This window comes from Bosea sp. BIWAKO-01 (assembly GCF_001748145.1).
Lineage (GTDB): Bacteria > Pseudomonadota > Alphaproteobacteria > Rhizobiales > Beijerinckiaceae > Allobosea.
The window spans coordinates 372,501-393,887 of the sequence record NZ_BCQA01000002.1 but is presented as its reverse complement, the minus strand read 5'-3'; the positions used below and the strand labels follow the sequence as shown (position 1 = coordinate 393,887).

General features: G+C 61.9%; 13 protein-coding genes, 2 tRNA genes, 1 rRNA gene and 3 pseudogenes. 14 read left to right on the top strand and 5 right to left on the bottom strand.

The features are described 5' to 3' along the window. The first annotated feature begins 27 nt into the window (after nucleotides 1-27). From BIWAKO_RS33600 to BIWAKO_RS34690, 7 genes and pseudogenes are all read left to right on the top strand, one after another. Nucleotides 28-933 carry a hypothetical protein gene (locus BIWAKO_RS33600; protein WP_141740466.1) on the top strand — a complete coding sequence of 302 codons (906 nt, stop codon included), beginning with the start codon at nucleotides 28-30 and terminating at the stop codon, nucleotides 931-933. Between the two features lie 481 nt (nucleotides 934-1,414). Beyond that, nucleotides 1,415-1,759, top strand: coding sequence for a hypothetical protein (locus BIWAKO_RS33595; protein WP_069883281.1), 345 nt, complete (start codon nucleotides 1,415-1,417; stop codon nucleotides 1,757-1,759). 224 nt (nucleotides 1,760-1,983) lie between these two features. Next, nucleotides 1,984-2,360, top strand: a pseudogene (locus BIWAKO_RS37025) (transposase); the annotation flags it as partial. Between the two features lie 272 nt (nucleotides 2,361-2,632). Next, nucleotides 2,633-3,676, top strand: a complete 1,044-nt coding sequence (locus BIWAKO_RS33585; RefSeq protein WP_141740465.1) for an amidohydrolase family protein — start codon at nucleotides 2,633-2,635, stop codon at nucleotides 3,674-3,676. A 665-nt stretch (nucleotides 3,677-4,341) separates the two neighbouring features. Beyond that, entirely contained in the window at nucleotides 4,342-4,662 is a 321-nt protein-coding gene (locus BIWAKO_RS33575) for a hypothetical protein (RefSeq protein ID WP_141740464.1), read from the top strand. A 35-nt stretch (nucleotides 4,663-4,697) separates the two neighbouring features. Continuing rightward, nucleotides 4,698-4,994, top strand: coding sequence for a hypothetical protein (locus tag BIWAKO_RS36275; protein WP_069883277.1), 297 nt, complete (start codon nucleotides 4,698-4,700; stop codon nucleotides 4,992-4,994). An 88-nt stretch (nucleotides 4,995-5,082) separates the two neighbouring features. Then, a pseudogene (locus BIWAKO_RS34690) lies at nucleotides 5,083-5,265 on the top strand (helix-turn-helix domain-containing protein); the annotation flags it as partial. 1,152 nt (nucleotides 5,266-6,417) lie between these two features. Here the strand turns inward: BIWAKO_RS34690 and BIWAKO_RS33565 are convergent. From BIWAKO_RS33565 to BIWAKO_RS33540, 5 genes and pseudogenes are all read right to left on the bottom strand, one after another. Then, nucleotides 6,418-7,644 (bottom strand): MmgE/PrpD family protein, encoded by a 1,227-nt coding sequence (locus BIWAKO_RS33565; RefSeq protein WP_141740463.1) that lies wholly within the window; start codon nucleotides 7,642-7,644, stop codon nucleotides 6,418-6,420. Nucleotides 7,645-7,706: 62 nt separating this feature from the next. After that, complete coding sequence (locus tag BIWAKO_RS33560) at nucleotides 7,707-8,681, bottom strand: M24 family metallopeptidase (RefSeq protein WP_244523727.1); 975 nt, start codon at nucleotides 8,679-8,681, stop codon at nucleotides 7,707-7,709. 179 nt (nucleotides 8,682-8,860) lie between these two features. Continuing rightward, complete coding sequence (locus BIWAKO_RS33555; RefSeq protein WP_176733507.1) at nucleotides 8,861-10,021, bottom strand: M24 family metallopeptidase; 1,161 nt, start codon at nucleotides 10,019-10,021, stop codon at nucleotides 8,861-8,863. Further along, a pseudogene (locus tag BIWAKO_RS33550) lies at nucleotides 10,021-11,684 on the bottom strand (hydantoinase B/oxoprolinase family protein). The gene BIWAKO_RS33555 and the pseudogene BIWAKO_RS33550 overlap by 1 nt, the downstream one beginning before the upstream one ends. Nucleotides 11,685-11,758: 74 nt before the next feature. Then, nucleotides 11,759-13,837: a hydantoinase/oxoprolinase family protein gene (locus BIWAKO_RS33540; RefSeq protein ID WP_069883271.1), complete on the bottom strand. Its 2,079-nt coding sequence runs from the start codon at nucleotides 13,835-13,837 to the stop codon at nucleotides 11,759-11,761. Between the two features lie 189 nt (nucleotides 13,838-14,026). Between BIWAKO_RS33540 and BIWAKO_RS33535 the strand changes: the two genes are divergently transcribed. The 7 genes from BIWAKO_RS33535 to BIWAKO_RS33505 all read left to right on the top strand — a co-directional run bounded on the left by BIWAKO_RS33535 (nucleotide 14,027) and on the right by BIWAKO_RS33505 (nucleotide 21,165). After that, nucleotides 14,027-14,971 carry a LysR family transcriptional regulator gene (locus BIWAKO_RS33535; protein WP_069883270.1) on the top strand — a complete coding sequence of 315 codons (945 nt, stop codon included), beginning with the start codon at nucleotides 14,027-14,029 and terminating at the stop codon, nucleotides 14,969-14,971. A 150-nt stretch (nucleotides 14,972-15,121) separates the two neighbouring features. Continuing rightward, complete coding sequence (locus BIWAKO_RS33530) at nucleotides 15,122-16,123, top strand: amino acid ABC transporter substrate-binding protein (protein ID WP_244523739.1); 1,002 nt, start codon at nucleotides 15,122-15,124, stop codon at nucleotides 16,121-16,123. Between the two features lie 59 nt (nucleotides 16,124-16,182). Continuing rightward, nucleotides 16,183-17,358 carry an amino acid ABC transporter permease gene (locus BIWAKO_RS33525; RefSeq protein WP_069883408.1) on the top strand — a complete coding sequence of 392 codons (1,176 nt, stop codon included), beginning with the start codon at nucleotides 16,183-16,185 and terminating at the stop codon, nucleotides 17,356-17,358. Nucleotide 17,359: 1 nt separating this feature from the next. Next, on the top strand, nucleotides 17,360-18,424 hold the full coding sequence (locus BIWAKO_RS33520; protein WP_069883269.1) for an amino acid ABC transporter permease: 1,065 nt from the start codon (nucleotides 17,360-17,362) through the stop codon (nucleotides 18,422-18,424). 846 nt (nucleotides 18,425-19,270) lie between these two features. Then, nucleotides 19,271-20,757: ribosomal RNA gene (locus BIWAKO_RS33515) — 16S ribosomal RNA — on the top strand. A gap of 225 nt (nucleotides 20,758-20,982) precedes the next feature. Beyond that, nucleotides 20,983-21,059, top strand: a tRNA-Ile gene (locus tag BIWAKO_RS33510). A 30-nt stretch (nucleotides 21,060-21,089) separates the two neighbouring features. Continuing rightward, nucleotides 21,090-21,165, top strand: a tRNA-Ala gene (locus BIWAKO_RS33505). Nucleotides 21,166-21,387 lie beyond the last annotated feature (222 nt).

Here is a 21,387-nt window from a genome sequence, read left to right as displayed (position 1 = left end):
CGCCCTAGGGAGATCAGTGCGACCTAAGTGGAACTGGGGGGAGCAATGAGGACAAGATGCGTCACGCGCGTCGCGATTGCTGTATTCGTGTCCGCCATTTTGACCGTAACCGTGGTTCTCTATGACGATCGCGATGGCGTCACGGGCCGTATAGTCGCAAATGCCATCGTCATATTGTTAATCTGCCAAATCGGTGCTTATGCCTTACGTCGCCCCTTAGGCGGCTTCTATATAGGCGTAGGGCTCTTCCTCGCTTCAGCAGTGTTCCTTTCAAGCCACGCCAACAAGATAGTTATCGCTACAGAATCTAGATATGCCGCCAAGGCATTGCCCGCGGTCCAAACCTACCCCGATATTCAGCGTCCCTCCCGGACGGCACCTTCGAACGACGTCTTGCAACTTGCTGCGATGGTGCAACAAAAGGCTGTTGAAGCCCAGCAGATCGCAGCCAAACTATTCAGGGGAATTGAACCCGCCGGCCTTGAGACCGAGCCGGACATCGAAACTGCGACACAAGAAGACCTTGAGAGCTATCGCGATCTCCTCATCAAAGCCGAGTCGAATGCGCGCAAGGCCAAGGCCGAGTTTGACACGCTACTCTCGGAAGAACGGGAGGCCGTTAGTCATGCACAAGGCCGCATGACGAGGGACAACGCGCTCACAAACAGCTTCTTGAAGGAACTTGATGAGCGGCAGGCTCAGGAACGCATACATGCCCACAAGCTGCTTGACGCAAAAGCCGCTGTCTACGGAGCAGTGGCGAACGTTGTCGGTTTCCTGGCTTCCGAGCATGGTAAGATAGTGTTGAACGGTCAAACTTTGTTCGCCAGCCAAGACCAGATCAATCGATGGAACATACTCGCTCAGCAACAGGCGGATGCAAGCGAAGCACTCGATGCTGTGAGTGCGGAAGATGTAGCAAAGATCAGATGAAACATCTCGATATCGCATTGCCAACTGGTTTCGCCCGCGGCCGGACACACAGCCATCGTGGCCAAAGGTTCCGATGATGCCGGTCAGGAACTGGGGGGCGAGGTGAAAACTACATCCCCCTCGCGTTCGCGACCAAGTTGATCCGTGCGAAGCGGCTCGGGCTCCGCTCGGAAATGGAGATCCCGAGAATTTACTCAAGCTCTAATTGAGCCGCCACACCGCACGACGCGCGCAGAAGTTGCGGATCGTTATGACGAAGATCGATTGGACGTAATACAAAGTATTACTGTCGGCCAAAGGATGTGTGTGGGATCGTGCCACCAGCCGAGAGAGAGCACAGGGCTAATAACAATCTCGGGGGGAACGCCGCTTTGCGGAAGGAAGCTGCTGTTCAGGAGGACAGCAGCCTCTTTCGTGTAAGCAATAGCCGGAAATTCAGTGCGGGCGGTAACAAGCTCGCAATTGGGGGAACGATACGATCATGACAATTCAGTCCGCCATCTCGGCTGCCGGCCTGCTCGGCTTCACGGTATCGATCTGCTTCGCAACTGCGACTGCTCAAACGGCAAAGCCACCCGTTCAAGTGAAGGTGACAAATGGACGGACGGTGCCGGTAGTTTCACTTGAGATCGCCACGCCTGGCGAGCAGCCGCGACTAATCGCAAAGCTCACCAAGCCGCTCGCCCCTGGCAAGAGCATCGCGCTCAAGCTGAACAAGCCGGCGGGCTGCAGTTATTCTGTCCTCGCCAAATTCGGCGACGAGGTGGAGAGCGACAACGAAGGTGTCGATCTTTGCCGCGAAAGGTCCATCCGACTGACGGATTGAACCCGGCCCATCGCGGCATCCCGAAATGGCGGCTCCCCGTCCATACAAATTGACGGGGCCGTCCGACCACGCTGCTAATCGAGCTGGGATGGAGCGAGTAGCGCCGCTCGAATGGGTGGGCGATTTGTCCTCTAAACTCAATGTGACTGCTGCGCTCGTGGCTGATCCCCCCATTGAACTGGTCCACCCTGAAGTATGTCTTGAGGTAGATCTGGAGGACCGCAATGCCGAAGAAGCGCCACAAGCCCAAAGAGATCGTCGCGAAACTGTGGCGGTTCGATGTGCCGGTCTAGCAGGGCCAGTCCGTTGCCGATGCGATCCCTTCGATCGGCGCGACGGAGGTGAGCTACTATCGGCTGGCGCCAGGAGTTCGGCGGCCTGAAGATGGATCAGGTGAAGCGTAGGAAGGAGCGCGAGGCCGAGAACGCCCGGCTTCGCCGTGCTTTCGCAGATCTGACGCTCGACAAGGTGATCCTGCGGCCTCAGGAAATCACTGAGCCCAGCGCGTCGCAGCGGCTGCATTGAGCATGACCGGTTCGTCCTGAAGGTATCGGAGCGGCGGGTCTGTCGGGTGCTCAGGTCGGCGCGGCGACGCGAGCCGCTGGCTCCCTGAGGTCCTCGTGCCTGCCACGAGCGCGCAGGCGGCTGCGCAATTCAAGCCAGCTAGGCCGCGTGCGTTGGCGCCGTGGCCGTCCGCTAACATTCAGACCGGACCGCTCGACGGGCGCAGATCAGTCGGCAGGCTCATGCGAGGCATCTACTGCGGGCCGAGGCAGACCGCAGTTTGCGTGACCGCGGTTGCATTGAAACCTCCGTTGCGCCGGCCTACGCTGCGGCCCATTATCGCGGTAGCACTCCCCCAGAAGGTGCGGTTTGGATCGGAATGCAAGAATGCACATCATAGATTCGCACTTTCATTACTGGCCACGCTCGTTCTTCGAAATGCTCGCAAAGCGATGCGTCTATCCCCGCGTGACGCGCAATGCCGATGGCGGCTATGACTATCGGCGCAAAGAGAACGCCACTGGCCTCCTCAATCTCGAGCCTGAATGGTTCGATCTCGAGCGACAGTTCGCCTACATGGACGGCTTGGGCCATCGCGTGGACGTAGTCTGCTCGATCGGGCCCCTGTCGATCCATTTCTCCGATCTTCCGCTTGAGGAAGGGCGCGATCACGCGCTGTTCTGGAACGAAGAAATGAGTGCCGCGCAGCGTCGGTATCCGGGGCGGCTTTGGGCCAGCGCGGCCGTGCCGCTGACGGATACATCAGTCGCAATCGAGGTGCTGGACGACGCGGTCGGCCGGCTCGGCCTGATGGGCGTCAATATTCCCGGAAGCGTCGGCAACGATCCGCGCATCGATGCGGAACGTCTGGAGCCCTTCTATGCACGCGTCGCTGAGCTCGGCGTTCCCATGTTCATCCATCCAACGGATGCTGTGTTCCAAGATGTTCTGGAAGGTTACGGAGGCGCGCTGCACCTGACCCTTGGCCGCGTCATGGAGGTCAGCGTCGCTGCTGCGCGCCTGATTTTCTCGGGCATTATGGAGCGCCATCCGACGCTGAAGATCGTGATGTCGCATACGGGCGGTGCGCTGCCCTACCAGTCGGGACGGATGGACAAGAACGGCGCACGCGTCGGACTGCCGCATCCGCCAAGCACCTATATCAAACGGATGTTCACCGACACGGTGTCGCCCCACAGCCTCGGCATGAAGTTCGCCATCGAATATTACGGAATCGACAACGTGATGTACGGCACGGATTATCCATGCTGGATGCCGTCCGAGACGTTGCGCCTGCTCGAAGCGTTGGAGCTGTCGCCGACCGACAAGCAAAAGCTATTCTACGATAATGCGCGGCGCATTCTCAATCTGCGCGATGCGCCCGCGGGCACTCTCGCCAGCGCCGCGGCCTGAAAACTCTAGATCATCATCACTTCAGATCGAACCGATCTGAAGTGATGAACGTGATTCTTCCAACCGTCGTCCTGTCACGGCAGGCGGCAGTGACATCTTGAGGATGGGGAAAGGCGTGAGGGCCGGGGAACGAAGCCCCGATCGTCACTGAGCCGATTAGCGGATCGCCGTGAGCCGTGCCCGCCAGACCATGCCCCGCAGTGCCCGACCTCGCCGTGCCATGCCTGCCCAGCCGCGCCCCTCCATGCCTTGACCTCGACCGCCGCCAGCTTCACGGCGACGTGGGCAGGCATCACGCAGCCGCGTCACGCCATCGGTGGCGGGCTCGCGGAAGGCATCCCGTCGCGCCACTCGACCGCATGGACGCGCAGCATCGGCAGGAAGCGCCACGAATGGCAGCGATACGCAAGGGCATGGCTTGAACCAACAAGCCCGCCATGGCCGACGCATGTTAGGCAGAGGTACCCCAAAAAAGAGTAATGCTCATGGTCCTCGCCATCTGGTCGTGCGCCGTCGCCACCCTCGCGCTTGGGCTGGTCGCCGTCCGCCGCCTCGCTTGTAGCGCCGACGACGCAGCTCGTCCGGTTCAGCAGCGACCCTGCTGAGGGCGTTGAGGCGGCAAGCCGGAACGCGGTGGCAGTCACCGCGAAGCTGCACGCGCCGACGTGATCCAGCTTGAGAAGGCCGACCGCCGTCGCCCGCGGACCCTTTTCTTCTGCGGGATGCGACCCGCAGCACGAAACGCCAATCCCGGCCTTCAAACGTGGAGTGAACGCATGGAACGTCTATTCGTCACCGCAGCGTTCACGTTCCTCGCCAGCCATGCCTTCGCGGGCGAGTTCAGCGCCGCCGACATCGCGCCGTTGCCGCAGGACCACTGCGCCCAGAAATGGGACAGCAATTTCGTGATGCGGGAATTTTGCGAGGACAACCGGTACGAGGCCCTCGGCAAATTGATCGCGCGCGGCAGCATCCGCATCGACTGAATCCAAGCGCCCCCTTCATCGCCGGAGCAAGCACGATGAAACTGATCCCGTCCCAGCTGGCGACGGCCCTCGCGGCGAACGCGATGTCGCCCGCCGCAGCGAACGACCAGTGGCCCGCGCGCGGCGTCGCGCTTGTCACGGCCTATCACGACAAGTGCACATCACTGCCCACCGAAGTTCTCGCGATGGCGAAGCAGCAGATCCCAACCATCCCGCGAAGCGCGATGGAGGCTGCGCGAGACGGGGTGCTGGCCGAGTGGGCAGCCGGCCCGACGCAGTTCTGCGCCACCTATCGGGCAGAGGTCGAGCGGGCTACGACTGCATTGCGCTAAAGGAGCAAAACCGACGAAACCGATTCACGTTCTGCGCAACTGCTCACATCGCCCTCATGCTGCGCTAGGCTCGTCCGATGGCCCTACGGGCATTGGCAAAGCGAAGGCCGAGGGTGTCTACAAGGGTCGCAAGCCCTCCATCGACACAGCGCAGGTTCAGGCGCTCGCTGCCGAAGGCGTCGGCGCAACCGAAATCGCCCGCCGCCTCGGCATTGGCCGCGCATCCGTCTATCGCGTGCTTGAAGCGACATCGGATAGCACGGCCGCATAGCCAATAAAGGTCACTCAGTTGGTTGATTTTCCGCCTTGTTCCACTTCTGAAATGGCGAGTAGACGACCCCCTCGCCGCATTGCGGCAGCCCCTCAAATTGGGGGGTGGCTCCGGCAATCCGTCCATGGTGCGTCAACCGATGCTGGCGAGACAGGTTCGCGAGTATCTCGCCGCAGAGGCCCCGGTAGCTTCCTGACGCTGTTTGGATCCCTCTTGGCCCGGCCCCCACGTTTGCGCTCGGGATGCTCGCAGACCAGGGCGTGATTCAGTCGTCGCGCATTCTGCCTGGTCTTCCGTACCCGTCGGGAGCGAACGCTGAGGGCATCGCCTCCTTTCTTGGGCGTAGGGCTGCCGTCAGCGTTCCATCGCCGCGCCAACGCCTATGCTGGTCAGACGATGGTTTATAAGGACCGCGACCCGTGCGCTGGTTTTGTTACCGCCATGCAAACGGATCAGACCGACGAAATCTGAAAGCGGCATCTGTAAAGCGATGGGTGGCGTTCCCACATTCAATCCAAACGAGGTGCCCGATGACATGTCGGAGGTGCCCGATGATGCGGCTTGCAATTCGTCACTGGTCTAACCGCGATCGCTTGTTAGTACACACTGATCGCACATCTGCGCCGACGAATGGCTGTCGGAGAACGACATGGCTGACAGTGACAGCCTTCAAACCCGAAACATGTCGAAGACTCTGGCGATGAAGTAAGACGTAGATCCCGTTTCGGGTGCTCCGCATTACTAGACCTCCTGCAAGAGCGGGGTCTGACGCAGTACACGGCGGGAGGAAAGAACATTTGTCGAGGGGACGAGGCGTAACCGGGGGTAGTCGGTCTGGCGTCTCAGGACGATAGAGCTTCGCGCAGACGACTTCACCTCTACTGCGCGGAGAGGTGTCTCGCGACACCTTAGCGACACAAAGGAGGGCTAACCAACTGATGACTTCATTCATCTGCTGATAGTCTTTATCGCCTAACCAACGGCGAATTAGCTCCTGTGGAGCGAGGGCGTGGATATACCCCACGCCCTTTTCGCCGTTTACTTGTGTCGACATTCCCCGGCGCTTCATCAGCGATGCTGACGTGTCCGATGCAATGTGGCTGACCGATGGCGCTCCCTAGGGAGCGTAAAGCTGGTTGCCGCTTTTCCTGATCATGGTCTAGGGGCGTCGGCGAGCCGCGCGCGCATCGCGCGCCAGAGCGTCATGAGGCGCGCGCGACGCACCTCATCGTTCGCTGGCTCCAGCAACGCCGCGCAGAGCGGTCGATCGGCGAGCGGCGCTAGGCGCGTGAGCTTTGCGCGCAGCATCGCCGTTGCGTCTCCGTGGCCGGGATCGCCGTCGACGACGAGACAGTGCTCCTCGACGGCGCGGCCGCCGGATTGGACGCGCACGCGCGCGCCCCAGACCTCCGGCATATCCCGATCAAGCGCCGCATCGGCGTAAATGTGAATACGTGCGGCGTAATCAAGAAGATCTGCGGCGGGCTCGCCGTCGCGTTCTACCGAATATAGCAACGCCGGCCGCAGCGCGGCCGCGGCAATCTGGACACGCATATCCGCGATTGTGCTCAAGCGATCGCATGGCGCGGCGCGGCGTGCGACCATCCCAGCGTTCGCCGTCGGCACGCCGATGTCGATGCGTGAAATACCTTCCGGCGCAACACCTTTTGCGAGAATGCGCTGGAATGCGACGACCGCGTTGATCGTTTGGCGCGCCGCAATGAACGGCTTGAAGCCGGTGCCGGAGAGTTCGTCTGTTTCCGACGCATGCAGGGCGTTCGGCTGAATATGCGTCGGCCCGCCGATGGCGGCCAGCCAGTCGCGGCCGACGAGTGATATGTCGCCTTGGAACCCAAGCACCGCGGCGTCCGCCGCCCGGCAGCCTGACGCGACGGCGTCTCCGAACGCCAACCATCGTCCTGATGGCGCACCGGCGGGCCGCCCGACACGTCCACCGGCTCGGGGGACGGCGAGCGAAATGGCGGACGCAATGCCGTCGCGATCAAAACCGCGTGCGACCGCGGCAGTCGCGGCCGCCATCATTGGTGCAGCGAAGCATGTCGGCCAAATGCCGCCGCTCAGGGCCGCGACGCCGCCAAGCGCGCGCCCCAGGCGCACGCCGACGGCGTAGCCCGCAGCGACAGCTCGATCGAAGCGCTCAAGCGCAACATCGTTTTCACATGCTGCGGCCAACGCCGTTGGCACGACCACCGAACCCGGCGTTATGCACGAGCCAACATTGATATCGTCACATTCTGTGCGACGAACCATTGCGGAGCAGGCTGCGGCTTCATTCTCGCTAAAAGCCTTGGCGAGACACCTGGCCTCCATCGCGCCGCAACCCGCAAAGAAGGCCATCGCAACGTCGGCGACGCGCATGTCGATATGCGCTGCCGACGGTGGCGCCCGCTGGACGAACTCGTCCGCCCATTCCCGGACAATCACGCGCAGACCGTCGCCGTGATCGGCGGCAGGGACGCGGGAATTGCATCCACTGTTTGCGCACCGTTAGCGCCGATTTCGATCATTGCACCGGCCAGGGACGGACGATCGCCGCCCTCAGCGAAGACATGAAGCAACAAGGTCATACCGCGTGCAAGAACTTCGCGGCTGTCGGGGCGGATCAAGGGCGGCGCGTCCATGGCGAGTCCGATGCAGCCGCCAAGGCCGTACGCCAAAGCAGTTCGGCGGGAGGCTTCGCTCAAGCAGACGAGGCCCGCTGCAGCGATCTCGCCGGCGGGCGCGCCGGGGCGCGCTGCAGCGGACATAGCCGCGACGGCGCGCGCCGCTTCGCTCTTGGGATCGGCCGGCACGTTGACGGCGCGCGCGGCCCAGTAGCCCTGGTAGCGCGTCGCGACCCACATTAGGAACGGGTCGCGCCTCTCGTCAGATAACCGTTCGAATGGACGCAATTCGTCGCCGTCAAGATTCGACAGGATGCGCACGTCCCATGCGCCGACGCGGCGCGCAACGCGCTCAGCTTCGATGACGGCACTCGCGTTCGATGCGCCAGCCGCGTAGATTTTCTCTGCCGCGATCGCTGCGGCGTCCGCCATGCCGAACGCCACGCGCATTGCAGCGCGCTCGCGGGGCCGCAGCTTCTGGCGCAGAGCTCGGTAGCCCGGCGTGAAATCCTCGATCTGATAGGCGGCGAGATTACGAACGAGATCATTGTAAGGCTGCACGGCCAGAACCTGCAGGCCGGCGACGCCGATGCGGCCGCTTGTCACCCCACAGCTCCTCAGAGTCTCTGCGACGGCAGCGCCAGTCTGCGCGCCGCGATGAGACAGATCGGAGACCCAGGTCAGTTCGCGCAGGAAGAAGCTTTCGCGACTGCCGCTGTTAGTGAAGATCGCCGGCTCGCCTTGCGCCGGCAGAACGAAGACGCCGTCGACATTGTAGCCGACGAGGAACACGAGATCCTCGTCCTCATACATGTTACCGGCGATGACGATCGCCGCAAGACCGCGGCGTCGCATGTCTTCCCGCACGAGTCGTACGCGCTCGTCGAATTCGTCGGGCGACAGCAGCGCGCGGTCCCAGAACGTCAGGCCGCGTTTGATCGAAGGTTCGAGCGAAAGCATGACCGCCTCCTTCAGGCCGGAATGACGTCCAGCGCGCCCATCCGGGCGGTCAACGGGACGGCGCCGTCACGCGTGATAAGCACGGGCTCGCCGCACATTACATAGCCGGTTTCCGGGATGTACTGGTTCGGATGCAGCACGAAGACCATGCCTTCGACTAGGATCTGGTCGCTGTCCACGGCGATCTCGGGATCAAGCGAACCGAGCGCCATGCTGTGGCCACGCGTGCGCATGTAGGGCGGCTTGGTATAAGGTTCATAGCCAGCTGCGATAATCGGTTCGTTCATCACGCGCACGATGTCTCGGGCGGGCGTGCCGGGCGTAGCTGCTGCCATCGCGCGCCGGAGCGCGCCGTCGAGAAGCGCGAATGTATCCTGCTGCAGCTTGGTCGGCTCACCGAAGACGGCGGTTCGACAGATCTGGACATATTCGCCTTCGACGGATGGCGTCACTTCACCGAGCAGCACGTCCCCGGCGGCGAAGGTGCGATTGCTGGCGCGATGCGCGGCGCGATTGTGCTGGGAGGCGGACAGGAGCTGGAAATTATCCTCGGCGCCCATGGCGCGCATATCGGCTTCCATCTCCGCGGCGAGCTCATACTCCGCCATTCCCGAGTGTGCCGTCGTAAGCGCGTTGGCCCAGCCTCGTTCAGCGATATCAGCGCCGCGGCGAACGCACGCCATCGCCCAATCGTCGCGCAATCTGGCGATGTCGCTCACCAGCGCATCGCCAGATTGCGGCGGCGTCGAGAAAATGGTCGGCCACGTGTCGTAGATGCGCTTTGGTTGAACGCCTCCCGCGATTGCAAAGCGCTTGCCGAGCAGACCGCGCCGATCGAGTTCCCGGCGCACGGTTTCGATGAAGTCCGCTTCGTCGACAACCGTCAGCTCGATATGGCCGATGCGCTGCGCGATCCGCCGCGCGTCGTAGGCGGGAGTAGCGATCACGAACGGATCGCCGTCCAGCGTGATCGCAATCGCAAGATGCGGTCCGATCTGCCGAAGCCCTGTCAGCCACCACGCAGGATTCGAGGCGAGGAAGGAGTGTCGGCCGCTGCCATACGCGATCAGTCCGTCGAGGCCCTTGGCGCGAAGACTGTCGCGGATGGCTTCGCGCCGGCGCGCAAGACAGCGCGTGCGGAGCGCCTCGTCGATCCATGTCGCGCTCGTCATCATGCGACCTCCGCACCTTCTCGCAGCGCATGTGTGGCGGCTATGTCGACGCGGCCGCTGCTGTCGATGACGACGCCGTAGGCATCGCGCGCCTGCTCGGGCGAGACGTAGCCCTCGCGCACGTCGCGCGACACGCGGTCAACGTCACGCTGCAGCGGATCACCCCATCCACCGCCCCCCGATGTGCGGTAGATGACTTCGGTTCCGGCTGCTCCGAACACGCGCGGCGCCAGCGACCGCTCGTAGTCGCCGCCCGGCTCGCGGATCATAGTGAAGCCGATCGCGCCAGGCTTGCCGCCGCACAATCCCCACGGCGCGTAACCGGAACGGTGGCCCGGCGGCCCGGCGTTCCACCGGCCATCGACCAGCGATCGGATCGTGGTCTTCACGCCCAGGCCGCCGCGAAACTTTCCAGGCCCGCCCGAGTCAGCCCACAGGGCTCGCTCGCCGACCATCAGTGGAGCCTTGAGCTCCATGGTTTCAATTGGCGTGTTACGCACGTCGCCTTGGCAAACCGACATGGACACGTCTTCGCCGTCTGCATCCGGACGGCCGCCCCAACCGCCGGCCTCGATGCTCTGCGCGACGAAACCGGCGCCACGCGCAGGGTCCTGTCCGGACAGCGCAAATGGCGCTCCAAGCGAGCCGGAATGAGCCGCCGGAATGCGGTCGGGCAGCGCCCCCGCGAAAGCGCGCCAGATGGCGTCGACGACCGTTGGCAAAGGCGAGCCCCAACTCGCCATGAAGGCGGGGAACTTCGCCATCATCATATTGCCTTCGGGGATCACGACCTTGAGGCCGCCGAACGCACCTTCATTCAGCGGCTCCATCGGCGCGGTCAGCGCCTTGTAGGCGATATAGGCCCCAGCATAAGTGCGGCTGTTCAGGCCTGAATTCTCCCGCTGAGGCGAGCAGCCTGACAGGTCGATCGTCATGTCGGAGCCGGCGACGATCACCTTCACCTTGATCTCGAAGGGCGGCGTGCCACGCGGGCCGTCCATTTTCGCCTCGGCCTCGTAGGTTCCATCCGGGATCGCGGCGACCGCAGCGCGCGCCTTCGCTTCGGTCTCCGAGTAGATCGCCGCGATCATCGCGAGCACATCGTCGTGGCCGTAACGGTCGAGCAGCTCGCAGAAGCGACGCTCGCCGAGCCTGCACGCCGCGAGCTGCGAGCGCAGATCCCCGAAGGCCGCGTCGGGATACCGAATGTTGTCGCGGATAATCTTGAGGACCTTCTCGTCAGGCCGTCCGCTCTCATAGATCTTGAGCTGATCGACCTGGAGGCCCTCGCTCCATGGATCGTAGGCGCCGGTGCCGCCAAAACCCGTGGATTGACCGCCGACGTCGGCCCAGTGCGCGCGCACGACCGCGAAGGCGACCAGGCGATCATGGTGGAACACGGGCGTGTAAATAACGACGTTGTTGAGATGCTGCCCGCCGTCGCCTGATGATTGTGCATGACGACGTCGCCGGGAGAGAAGCCGTCCTGCCCGAAGCGAGCGACGCCATCCTTGATGACGGCGCCGAGGTCGGCGACGAAATGCGAGACGCCGCCGATGTTCTGCGAGATCAGCGCGCCATCGACGTCGAGCAGCGCAGTGCAATAGTCCTGCACCTCGTAGATCATCATGTTGTATGAGGTGCGTTGGAGATCGTAGCTCATCTCGTCCGAGATGGCGGGCAGCGCGTTGCGCATCACCTCAAGCGTGACTGGATCGAGCACTAGAGAACCTCCGATCATGGCCGTGCCACCTCCACGATCATCTCGCCCGTCTCCACGACAGTGGCCACGTCGCCGGCGAACAGAAGCGTCGTCGATCCGAACTCCTCGATGGCGCAAGGGCCTTCGATTCGCGCGCCGGCGGTAAGTCGCTCGCGCCGATAGACCGGGCAGTCGATCGGCTTGGCCGGATCGTCGAGTACGATCGGGCGAACGCCGATTCGGGCGTCGCCGTCGCCGGCTGCAAGTCGCGGAAACATGATCTTGGGCCGCGCTCCGCGCGCCGTTAGACGCAGATTGACCAGTTCTACTTGTTCGTCCGGCGCAGAGTGATCGAACCGATTTTGATGCGTGTCATCGAAGCGGCTGCGAACAGCCGCCATGGCACCGTGCGCAATCTCATCGGCGTTCACGGGAATCTGAAGTGTGAACTCCTGCCCGGCGTAGCGAAGGTCCATGAAATATTCGACGGAGCGGACTGCGGGTTCGACGCCCGCCTGATCGAGCGCCACGGCGCCGGCGTCCGCTAGTTCTTCGTAAAGCGTGCGGATTTCCGCCGTGTCGGCGTCAGTCAGGATGCGATAATGTGTGCGCACGAAATCATGCCGCACATCGCTCATCAGCATGCCGAGTGCGGAAAAATGCGCCGGAAGATTTGGAACTATGACCTTTGGAATTGCGAGATCGCGCGCGATCTCAAGGGCGTGTGGAGGTCCACCGCCGCCCATCGCAACAAGTGCGAAGTCGCGCGGGTCGTAGCCGCGTTGAACAGACACACCGCGCACGGCGAGCGCCATCTTGGCGATCGCGACGCGGATGACGCCATGCGCCGCGGCAGCCGCCTCAAGCCCGAGCGGCCCGCCAATCTTCTCCGTAAGGGCGGCGCGCGCCGCCGCCTCGTCGAGCGGCATCTCGCCGCCGAGAAAGCTCCTGGCGCCGATACGGCCGAGAACGACATTGGCGTCGGTGACCGTCGGCTCGGCGCCGCCCCGCCGATAGCACACAGGGCCTGGGTCGGAACCGGCGCTCCGCGGGCCAAGCTTGAGGCCGCCGACATCGTCAATCCAGGCGATAGAGCCGCCCCCGGCACCAACCTCGACGATGTCCACCACCGGGAACATCACAGGATGGCCGCTGGCGTGGCCGCCAACATGATAACCCTGAGCAATCGAGACGACGCTGTTCTGGATCAGGCTGGTCTTGGCCGTCGTACCACCCATATCGAAGGTGATGACGTTCGGCAGACCGAGCCTCCGCCCGATCTCGGCCGCAGCGATGACGCCGCCAACCGGACCCGATTCCATCATAGCGACCGGAAGCACCTTGGCGTGCTCGGGCGACATTACGCCACCTGACGATTGCATGATCAAGAACCGGCCGTCGAAACCGTCTTCCCCAAGGCGGTCCTGCATGCGGCCAACATATTCAGCCGATCGCGGGCCGATATAAGCGTTCATCACCGTGGTCGAGGTGCGCTCATATTCGCGGTATTCGCGGACGATCTCATGCGACAGCGATACGTACACGCCGGGAAGCGCGGCCCGTAGGAGGCGGCCTGCCTCGATCTCATGGGCGGGATTGGCGTAGGCGTGCAGGAAACATACGGCGACTGCGGCCACGCCGCTGTCGCGGATCTTCGCCGCGACGTCCTCCACTTCCCGCTGATCGAGCGGCGAGAGAACTTCCCCGCTCGCCTTCAGGCGCTCGCTCACCTCGAACGTCAACGACCGCGGCGTAAGTGGTGACGGCCTCTTGAAGTTGAAGTCGTAGGCGTCCGGCCGGTTCTGCCGACCGATCTTGTAGACGTCGCGCGTGCCCTTTGTGACGACGAGAGCCGTCTTCGCGCCCTTTTGCTCGATCGCGATGTTGATGGCGACTGTCGAGCCATGCACGAGATTCTGCGCTGCGCGGGGCTCGATGCCTGCCTTCGCGAGGCAGTCCCAGACCCCTTGGGACAGTTCGTGCGGCGTGGTCAGCGATTTCGACTGGAGCACCCGGCCTGTCGTCTCGTCGAACCCGACAAGGTCCGTGAACGTGCCGCCTATGTCCACCGCGACGCTAAGCGATGAGGCGGGAGCAGCATCCTGCAGCGCCATCCAAGACCTCCCCATTCAATTCTGTTCAGACGCCGATCTCAGGCCGCGATCAGCCGCTTGGGCCTCAGCGCCACGTTGAGGTGGCGGGAACGTTTCAGGAAGGCAGAGCCAGATCAACGGGGCGAAACACCTATGACGGCGATAGCCAATTGACTATTATGCGAACAAGAATGCGCATGAGGGAATGCCATGAAGCGGGTGCCGGGCCTGACGTTAAGGCGGCTCGAGGTATTTATCGCGATCGCCGAAGGCGGCGGGTTCCGCGCCGCGGCGGAAAGGCTGGGCGTAGCGCAACCCTCCATCAGCTCGCACGTGCAAGCACTGGAAGCGCAATCAGGCGGCGCCTTGTTCGAGCGGCGCCGAGGCCGCGGCGTCGAGCTCACGGATCTCGGCAAGACCTTCCTCAGCCACGCCAGGCAGTTGCTCGCCGAAGCAGATGAAATGGTGAGCGATCTCTCCCGCTTCCGAGCGGTGGCGGAACGCCGCGTCGTTTTCGCCTGCCAGCGATCACTGTCGCAAGTGCTGCCGCCCCTTCTGGCCAACTTCGCTGGCGAGCACAAAGAGGTCGAGCTCATTACGCGCGTCGGCCGTCAGGAAGAAATCGTCGACATGATTCGCAACGGAACCGCCAATATCGGCTTGTTCCTCGGCGATCAGGATATTCCAGGCCTCCGTGCGACGACGGTAGGCCACATGCAGCTGGCCATAGCGGCTGCGCCGGAGCATCCGCTCGCCCGTCGCCAAAACATCCCTCCGGCGGAGCTGTCGGCCTATCCCTTCGTCGGCGCGCCAGACGGCTCGCTTCTTGGACAGGGCATCGCGGCGCTGTTGGCCGGCATCGGCGTCTCCAGTGTCAATCTCGTCTCGAAGGCCACCGAATTTGAGTTTCTGCGCGCCCTGGTGATCGGCGGCGTCGGCCTCTATTGCTGCGTGCTGGACAGGGTTGCGGCGGATTTCGACAGTGGCACCCTCGTCATGCTCTCGCTCGACGCGCCGCCTCTGACCATGGAAATGCGGCAGGTGTTCTCAGTGACGAAGCCGGTATCGCCAGCGGTCGCGTTATTCGCTGAGCATCTCCGGCGACAGCTCGCAGCGCACAACAGCAAGGGCGATAAGCGATTGCCTATCACCTGAGAGCCTATCGCCCCATTGCTATTTGCCGGACGGTTGGGCCTTCTCGACGCGCGTCGGCGTCGTGGCCAACTGCCGCACATCACGCCAAAGACCCAAGAACCATATCCTCAGGGGGAAGTCGTGACGTCGAGGACTCCACTATCTACGGCCCTGACGGTCGCTACTGCGGCCCTTTTCGCGTCGCTCGGCGCGGCTCATGCCGGCACGCTCGAGGACGTAAAGCAACGTGAGGTTGTCCGCTGCGGAACGTCGCCAAACAATCCCGGCTTCGCCTTCACCGATTCTGCAGGTAAGCAGCGCGGCTTCGACGTCGATTTCTGCCGGGCGCTGAGCGCTGCGATCTTCGGCGATGTCGCGAAAGCCGAAACCAAGGTGGCCGAGCCCCGCGACGCCTTCACCGTGCTTGCGACTGCGGGCGTTGATGTGCTGACGCACCGCTTCACCTGGAGCTTCAATCGCGACAACGGCGCGGGCCTCGAATTCACCCAGGCGCTGTTCTACGATGGCCAGGGTTTCATGGTGCGCAAGTCTGCGAACGTGAAGAGCGTGAACGAGTTGAATGGCGCAACAATCTGCGCAGCCCAGGGCACGACGACCGAACTCAACGTTGCGGACTATTTCCGGCAGCGCAAGCTGACCTACAAGATCGTCACCTTCAACGGCACCGATCCGGCGCGCCTCGCCTATGACGAGGGCCGCTGCGACGCTTGGACGAACGATCGCGGCTCGCTAGCGTCGCGAGGCCAGGGACTTAAGAATCCGGCTGAGCACCTCATCCTTCCGGAGACCATCTCCAAGGAGCCCGTCGGCCCCATAGTACGCGACAGCGACCCTAAATGGGCCCATCTGGTGCGTTGGGTCATGTTCGCGACCATCGCTGCTGAGGAACTTGGCATCACGTCGGAAAACGTCGACGAGATGAAGGCGTCCTCGACCAATCCTGAGGTCAAGCGCTTCCTCGGCGTGAGCGACGACCTTGGGCAGAAGCTCGGCCTTTCGCGTGACTGGGCCTACAATATCGTCAAGCTCGTTGGAAACTACGGTGAGATTTTCGACCGCAATCTGGGAGCGAAGTCGCCGATCGGATTAAGCCGTGGGCTCAACGGACTGTGGAAAGATGGCGGGCTTGTAATCGCGCCGCCGTTCCGTTGATCCCACCAAACTGCGGAATGTACGCCGAACACGCCAAAGTCAGAGCGGAAGAAGGCCGCATGACACCGCCTCGCGCGTCTTGGTCAAGCCGCCTGAAGCTCGACGAGCCGCGCGGCTTCGCGATTCAGGTGGGGCTCGTGCTCCTGCTATGCGCCGCGGGGGCCTTCGTCGTCGGCAATGTCGGCGCCAATGTCGCGCGGCTCAACCTGCGTGTCGGATTTGATTTCCTCAGCAGGCCGGCGGGCTTCGACATCGCGCAAGCGCTGATCCCCTATCCGGAAACGTCCACCTACCTGCGCGCCTTCTGGGTCGCGCTGCTGAATTCGGTCCTCCTCGGTGCGCTGTCCATCGCCGGGGCGACTGTGCTCGGCCTTGCGGTTGCGCTGCTTCGGCTCGCCCGCAACCCGCTCCTTGCGCTCATTGCGCTCGGTTACATTGAGGCCGTGCGCAACATCCCGCTCCTGCTACAGCTGTTCTTTTGGTATTTCGCCGTACTCGGGCCGCTGCCGCCACCGCGTCAGAGCCTTTCGCTGTTCGACGTTGTCTTCCTCAATAAGCGCGGCCTCGCTCTTCCCTGGCCTGTTCCTGAGCCCAGCTTTGTCGCCTTCATCGCCCTGCTCGCGGTCGGCCTCGTCGCCTTCGTTCTGCTCGCCCGCGCCGCACGACGGAAGCGCATTGCGAGCGGCCGTTCGGCGCGCGGTATCTGGGGCGCAGCTCTCGTTGCACTTGTGTTGCCGTTCGCGAGCACTGTCGTCACCGGGACGCCGATCGCCTGGGATATGCCAAGGCTCGGCGGTTTCAATATCGCCGGCGGCGCCACCGTCATTCCCGAGTTCGTGGCCATGGTCATTGGCATGACGATTTACGGCTCGGCATTCATCGCTGAACTCATTCGCGGCGGCATCGCCAGCGTCAACCGAGGACAGACCGAGGCGGGCATGTCGCTCGGCCTCTCGCAATCGCGCATTTACGCGACGATCGTCATTCCACAGGTCTTCCGGGCGGTACTCCCGCCGCTGACCGGCCAGTACATCACCCTTTTCAAGAATTCTTCGCTAGCGGCCGCCATCGGTTATCCCGACCTCATGCTGATCTTCGCGGGAACCGCGCTCAATCAGACAGGGCAGCCGCTTGAGATCATCGGCATAACAATGGCGAGCTACCTGCTCATCAATCTCGCGATCGCGGCCGTCGCCAACGTCGCCAACGGGCGCATGCTAAGGCGGGAGCGCTAAGGTGAGTGCGACAAACTTTCTGCGTCGCTGTGTATCGACGCCGCTCAATGCGGCGGTCACCGCCGCGATTCTCATCTGGCTTGGCATGACCCTTCCCGGCCTTGTCCGCTGGACGCTGGTCGACGCAGTGTGGAGCGGCGCAGGCCCACAGGCCTGCGCCGGTGTGGACGCTGCTTGCTGGTTATTCATCAAAGATCGGTTCGGGCAAATCTTGTTCGGTCTTTACCCGCCGTCCGAACGCTGGCGCCCGATCCTGTGCCTGATTATCGCGATCGTCGGCGTCGCAATTTTTGCGCTGCCTTGGAGAAGACGAAAGGCGCTCGCGGCGTTCGGCTGTACATCGCTTTATGCGATAGTCGCGACGATCCTTTTGCGCGGCGGATGGTTCGGCCTGTGGCCGGCGCCGACGACGCAATGGGGCGGCATCATGCTCACCACGATCGTTGCTGCATGTACAATCGCGACGTCGTTGCCTGTTGGCCTGGCGCTGGCGCTGGCCAGGCGGTCGAACCTGCCGATCCTTGCCAGCGTAGCTGCGTTCTATATCGACGTAATGCGCGGACTGCCACTCGTCGGCGTCCTCTTCTTGGCAATCGTTTTGTTCCCCCTGTTCGCTCCGCCCGGTGTCGAGATCAACGTACTGTTGCGCGCGTTGATCGCGTTTAGCCTGTTCAACGCCGCCATCATGGCCGAAGTCATCCGCGGCGGCCTTCAGTCGGTGCCTAAGGGGCAGATGGAGGCCGCGCTTTCGTTGGGCCTCAGGAATCGGAACGCGCTCGTGCTGTGCGTGCTCCCGCAGGCGCTCCGAGCCGCGCTTCCAGGCATCGTCAACGTGTCAATTTCGATTATCAAGGAAACGACGATCATTCTGATCGCCGGACTGTTCGACTTCCTTGGCGTACTGCAGGGGGCGCTGATTGATCCGGCGTGGAACATCGGCGACCAGATCCGTCAAACCGCCTATTTCTTCGCCGGCGCGGTATTCTTTATCATCTGCTTTGGCCTGTCTTGTTACAGCGCAAGTATCGAGCGTCGCCTGTCAAAAGGCGAGCGCGCGCGCGCTTGACGCTTGCGGGCGTGGAACACGCAACAAGGGCAGCGGATATCCGGGTCGCCGTTGAACTCGCGCGGCGCGCCATTCATCGTGAGTTTGACCATTAGAGCATTTCTCCTCCCGTAAGGTCAGATGTCGACAGACCGCGCAGCCCAAGCGCACGGCGTTTTAAACTAGTTAAGGCGAAGGACGGCGATTAGCGCGGTCAGGCTCAACGAACTCGTGAGTGAAGCTCACCGGTTTAAGACTGATGTGTCTCCACGCGCACCAGTCAGCCCGCCACGCTGTCGTAGTGGCAGACGGGCTAATCGGGCGTGACGCGCCGTGCCTCGCAGGCATCCTCGCTATCGGCCGGCACCGCCGCTGGCACCGGTCCGTTCGCTGAGCGAAGCACGATCAGTGTGAGCTCCGATGGCTTTCCCAGACGAATGGCGAAGCCAGGCCATAGGGTCGCCCTGTTGCGGTGAGGCGCCACCGAGCGCACCCAGGATCCTCTGCTTTTCGCCAATCGACGTTTTCAACAGAATGCGAATCGGCTGTTGACACCCGAAACCTGATTCGCTTAAACACTGCTCATCGAGACGGCGCCGCCGCTGGCGGGGCCGCTCTACTGCGCTTCAAGAGCACGTTAGGCCTTTGTAGCCGAGAGATCGGCGGGTTTTTCTGTCTCTGTTAGTGCGTCGCTGTTTGAAAACTGAAGACAGAAAGAGAAACGTGGACGGCGGAGTTCTTGCGGACTTGCTTTCGGGCAAGTCATACGAGACTTCGGTGTGCTGCGTTTACAAGAGCCATCGCTGATTACTTCGGTAATCAAGCAATGACTCCGTCAATACGCAGCGATGCCGGAACAAACTCATCCAATCTGAGAGTTTGATCCTGGCTCAGAGCGAACGCTGGCGGCAGGCTTAACACATGCAAGTCGAACGGGCACTTCGGTGCTAGTGGCAGACGGGTGAGTAACACGTGGGAACGTACCTTTCGGTTCGGAATAATTCAGGGAAACTTGGACTAATACCGGATAAGCCCTTCGGGGGAAAGATTTATCGCCGATAGATCGGCCCGCGTCTGATTAGCTAGTTGGTGAGGTAATGGCTCACCAAGGCGACGATCAGTAGCTGGTCTGAGAGGATGATCAGCCACATTGGGACTGAGACACGGCCCAAACTCCTACGGGAGGCAGCAGTGGGGAATATTGGACAATGGGCGCAAGCCTGATCCAGCCATGCCGCGTGAGTGATGAAGGCCTTAGGGTTGTAAAGCTCTTTTGTCCGGGAAGATAATGACTGTACCGGAAGAATAAGCCCCGGCTAACTTCGTGCCAGCAGCCGCGGTAATACGAAGGGGGCTAGCGTTGCTCGGAATCACTGGGCGTAAAGGGCGCGTAGGCGGACTCTTAAGTCGGGGGTGAAAGCCCAGGGCTCAACCCTGGAATTGCCTTCGATACTGAGAGTCTTGAGTTCGGAAGAGGTTGGTGGAACTGCGAGTGTAGAGGTGAAATTCGTAGATATTCGCAAGAACACCAGTGGCGAAGGCGGCCAACTGGTCCGATACTGACGCTGAGGCGCGAAAGCGTGGGGAGCAAACAGGATTAGATACCCTGGTAGTCCACGCCGTAAACGATGAATGCCAGCCGTTGGGGTGCATGCACCTCAGTGGCGCAGCTAACGCTTTAAGCATTCCGCCTGGGGAGTACGGTCGCAAGATTAAAACTCAAAGGAATTGACGGGGGCCCGCACAAGCGGTGGAGCATGTGGTTTAATTCGAAGCAACGCGCAGAACCTTACCAGCTTTTGACATGTCCGGTTTGATCGACAGAGATGTCTTTCTTCAGTTCGGCTGGCCGGAACACAGGTGCTGCATGGCTGTCGTCAGCTCGTGTCGTGAGATGTTGGGTTAAGTCCCGCAACGAGCGCAACCCTCGCCCCTAGTTGCCATCATTCAGTTGGGAACTCTAGGGGGACTGCCGGTGATAAGCCGCGAGGAAGGTGGGGATGACGTCAAGTCCTCATGGCCCTTACAGGCTGGGCTACACACGTGCTACAATGGCGGTGACAATGGGCAGCGAAAGAGCGATCTGGAGCTAATCCCAAAAAGCCGTCTCAGTTCAGATTGCACTCTGCAACTCGAGTGCATGAAGGTGGAATCGCTAGTAATCGTGGATCAGCATGCCACGGTGAATACGTTCCCGGGCCTTGTACACACCGCCCGTCACACCATGGGAGTTGGGTTTACCCGAAGGCGTCGCGCTAACCGCAAGGAGGCAGGCGACCACGGTAGGCTCAGCGACTGGGGTGAAGTCGTAACAAGGTAGCCGTAGGGGAACCTGCGGCTGGATCACCTCCTTTCTAAGGTAGGATTTTTCGGTGAAGCTTGCTTCATCATCAAATCCGCTTGGAACAAAGAGGCCAAATCAGGCCTCGACATGCGGAACTTCGCCGTCTTCGTTTCTCTTTCTTTTCCGGGCGAATGCGCTCGATCTGTGCGGCATAGGGCTGCAACGGATCGCGCATTCTGGGCCAACAGCTTGGTTCTTTGGCCGTGTCTTGCGACGTTGTCGTGAGGCATGCCTTGGGCCTGTAGCTCAGTTGGTTAGAGCGCGCGCTTGATAAGCGTGAGGTCGGAGGTTCAAATCCTCCCAGGCCCACCAGCTTTCTCGACAGCGGTCAGGTTCGATCAAGGGGCCATAGCTCAGTTGGGAGAGCGGTAGCTTTGCAAGCTTCAGGTCGTCGGTTCGATCCCGTCTGGCTCCACCAATACCGCCCGGAAATTCAGGTTTTGCTGATTGCTGCTCTTTGAGCGGCGATGAGTAACGCTGTTTGTCATTGTGAAGAGGGAATAGATCTGAAGAGGTCGCTACCCAGCGACATTCGGGACGCGGACACCATCCGTGCTCGTCTTATTCGGGTCTATTCGGCAAGCATAAAATGGTCTTTCCGATCATGTTTTAGCATCCTGTTGGATTGCGGACATCGATC

What these genes read in the sequence shown, in the direction of transcription:
- BIWAKO_RS33595 (WP_069883281.1), top strand. Translation starts at nt 1,415, where the DNA reads ATGACAATTCAGTCCGCCATCTCGGCTGCCGGCCTGCTCGGCTTCACG.
- BIWAKO_RS36275 (WP_069883277.1), top strand. Translation starts at nt 4,698, where the DNA reads ATGAAACTGATCCCGTCCCAGCTGGCGACGGCCCTCGCGGCGAACGCG.
- BIWAKO_RS33565 (WP_141740463.1), bottom strand. Translation starts at nt 7,644, where the DNA reads ATGCGCGTCGCCGACGTTGCGATGGCCTTCTTTGCGGGTTGCGGCGCG.
- BIWAKO_RS33555 (WP_176733507.1), bottom strand. Translation starts at nt 10,021, where the DNA reads ATGACGAGCGCGACATGGATCGACGAGGCGCTCCGCACGCGCTGTCTT.
- BIWAKO_RS33540 (WP_069883271.1), bottom strand. Translation starts at nt 13,837, where the DNA reads ATGGCGCTGCAGGATGCTGCTCCCGCCTCATCGCTTAGCGTCGCGGTG.
- BIWAKO_RS33535 (WP_069883270.1), top strand. Translation starts at nt 14,027, where the DNA reads ATGAAGCGGGTGCCGGGCCTGACGTTAAGGCGGCTCGAGGTATTTATC.
- BIWAKO_RS33525 (WP_069883408.1), top strand. Translation starts at nt 16,183, where the DNA reads ATGACACCGCCTCGCGCGTCTTGGTCAAGCCGCCTGAAGCTCGACGAG.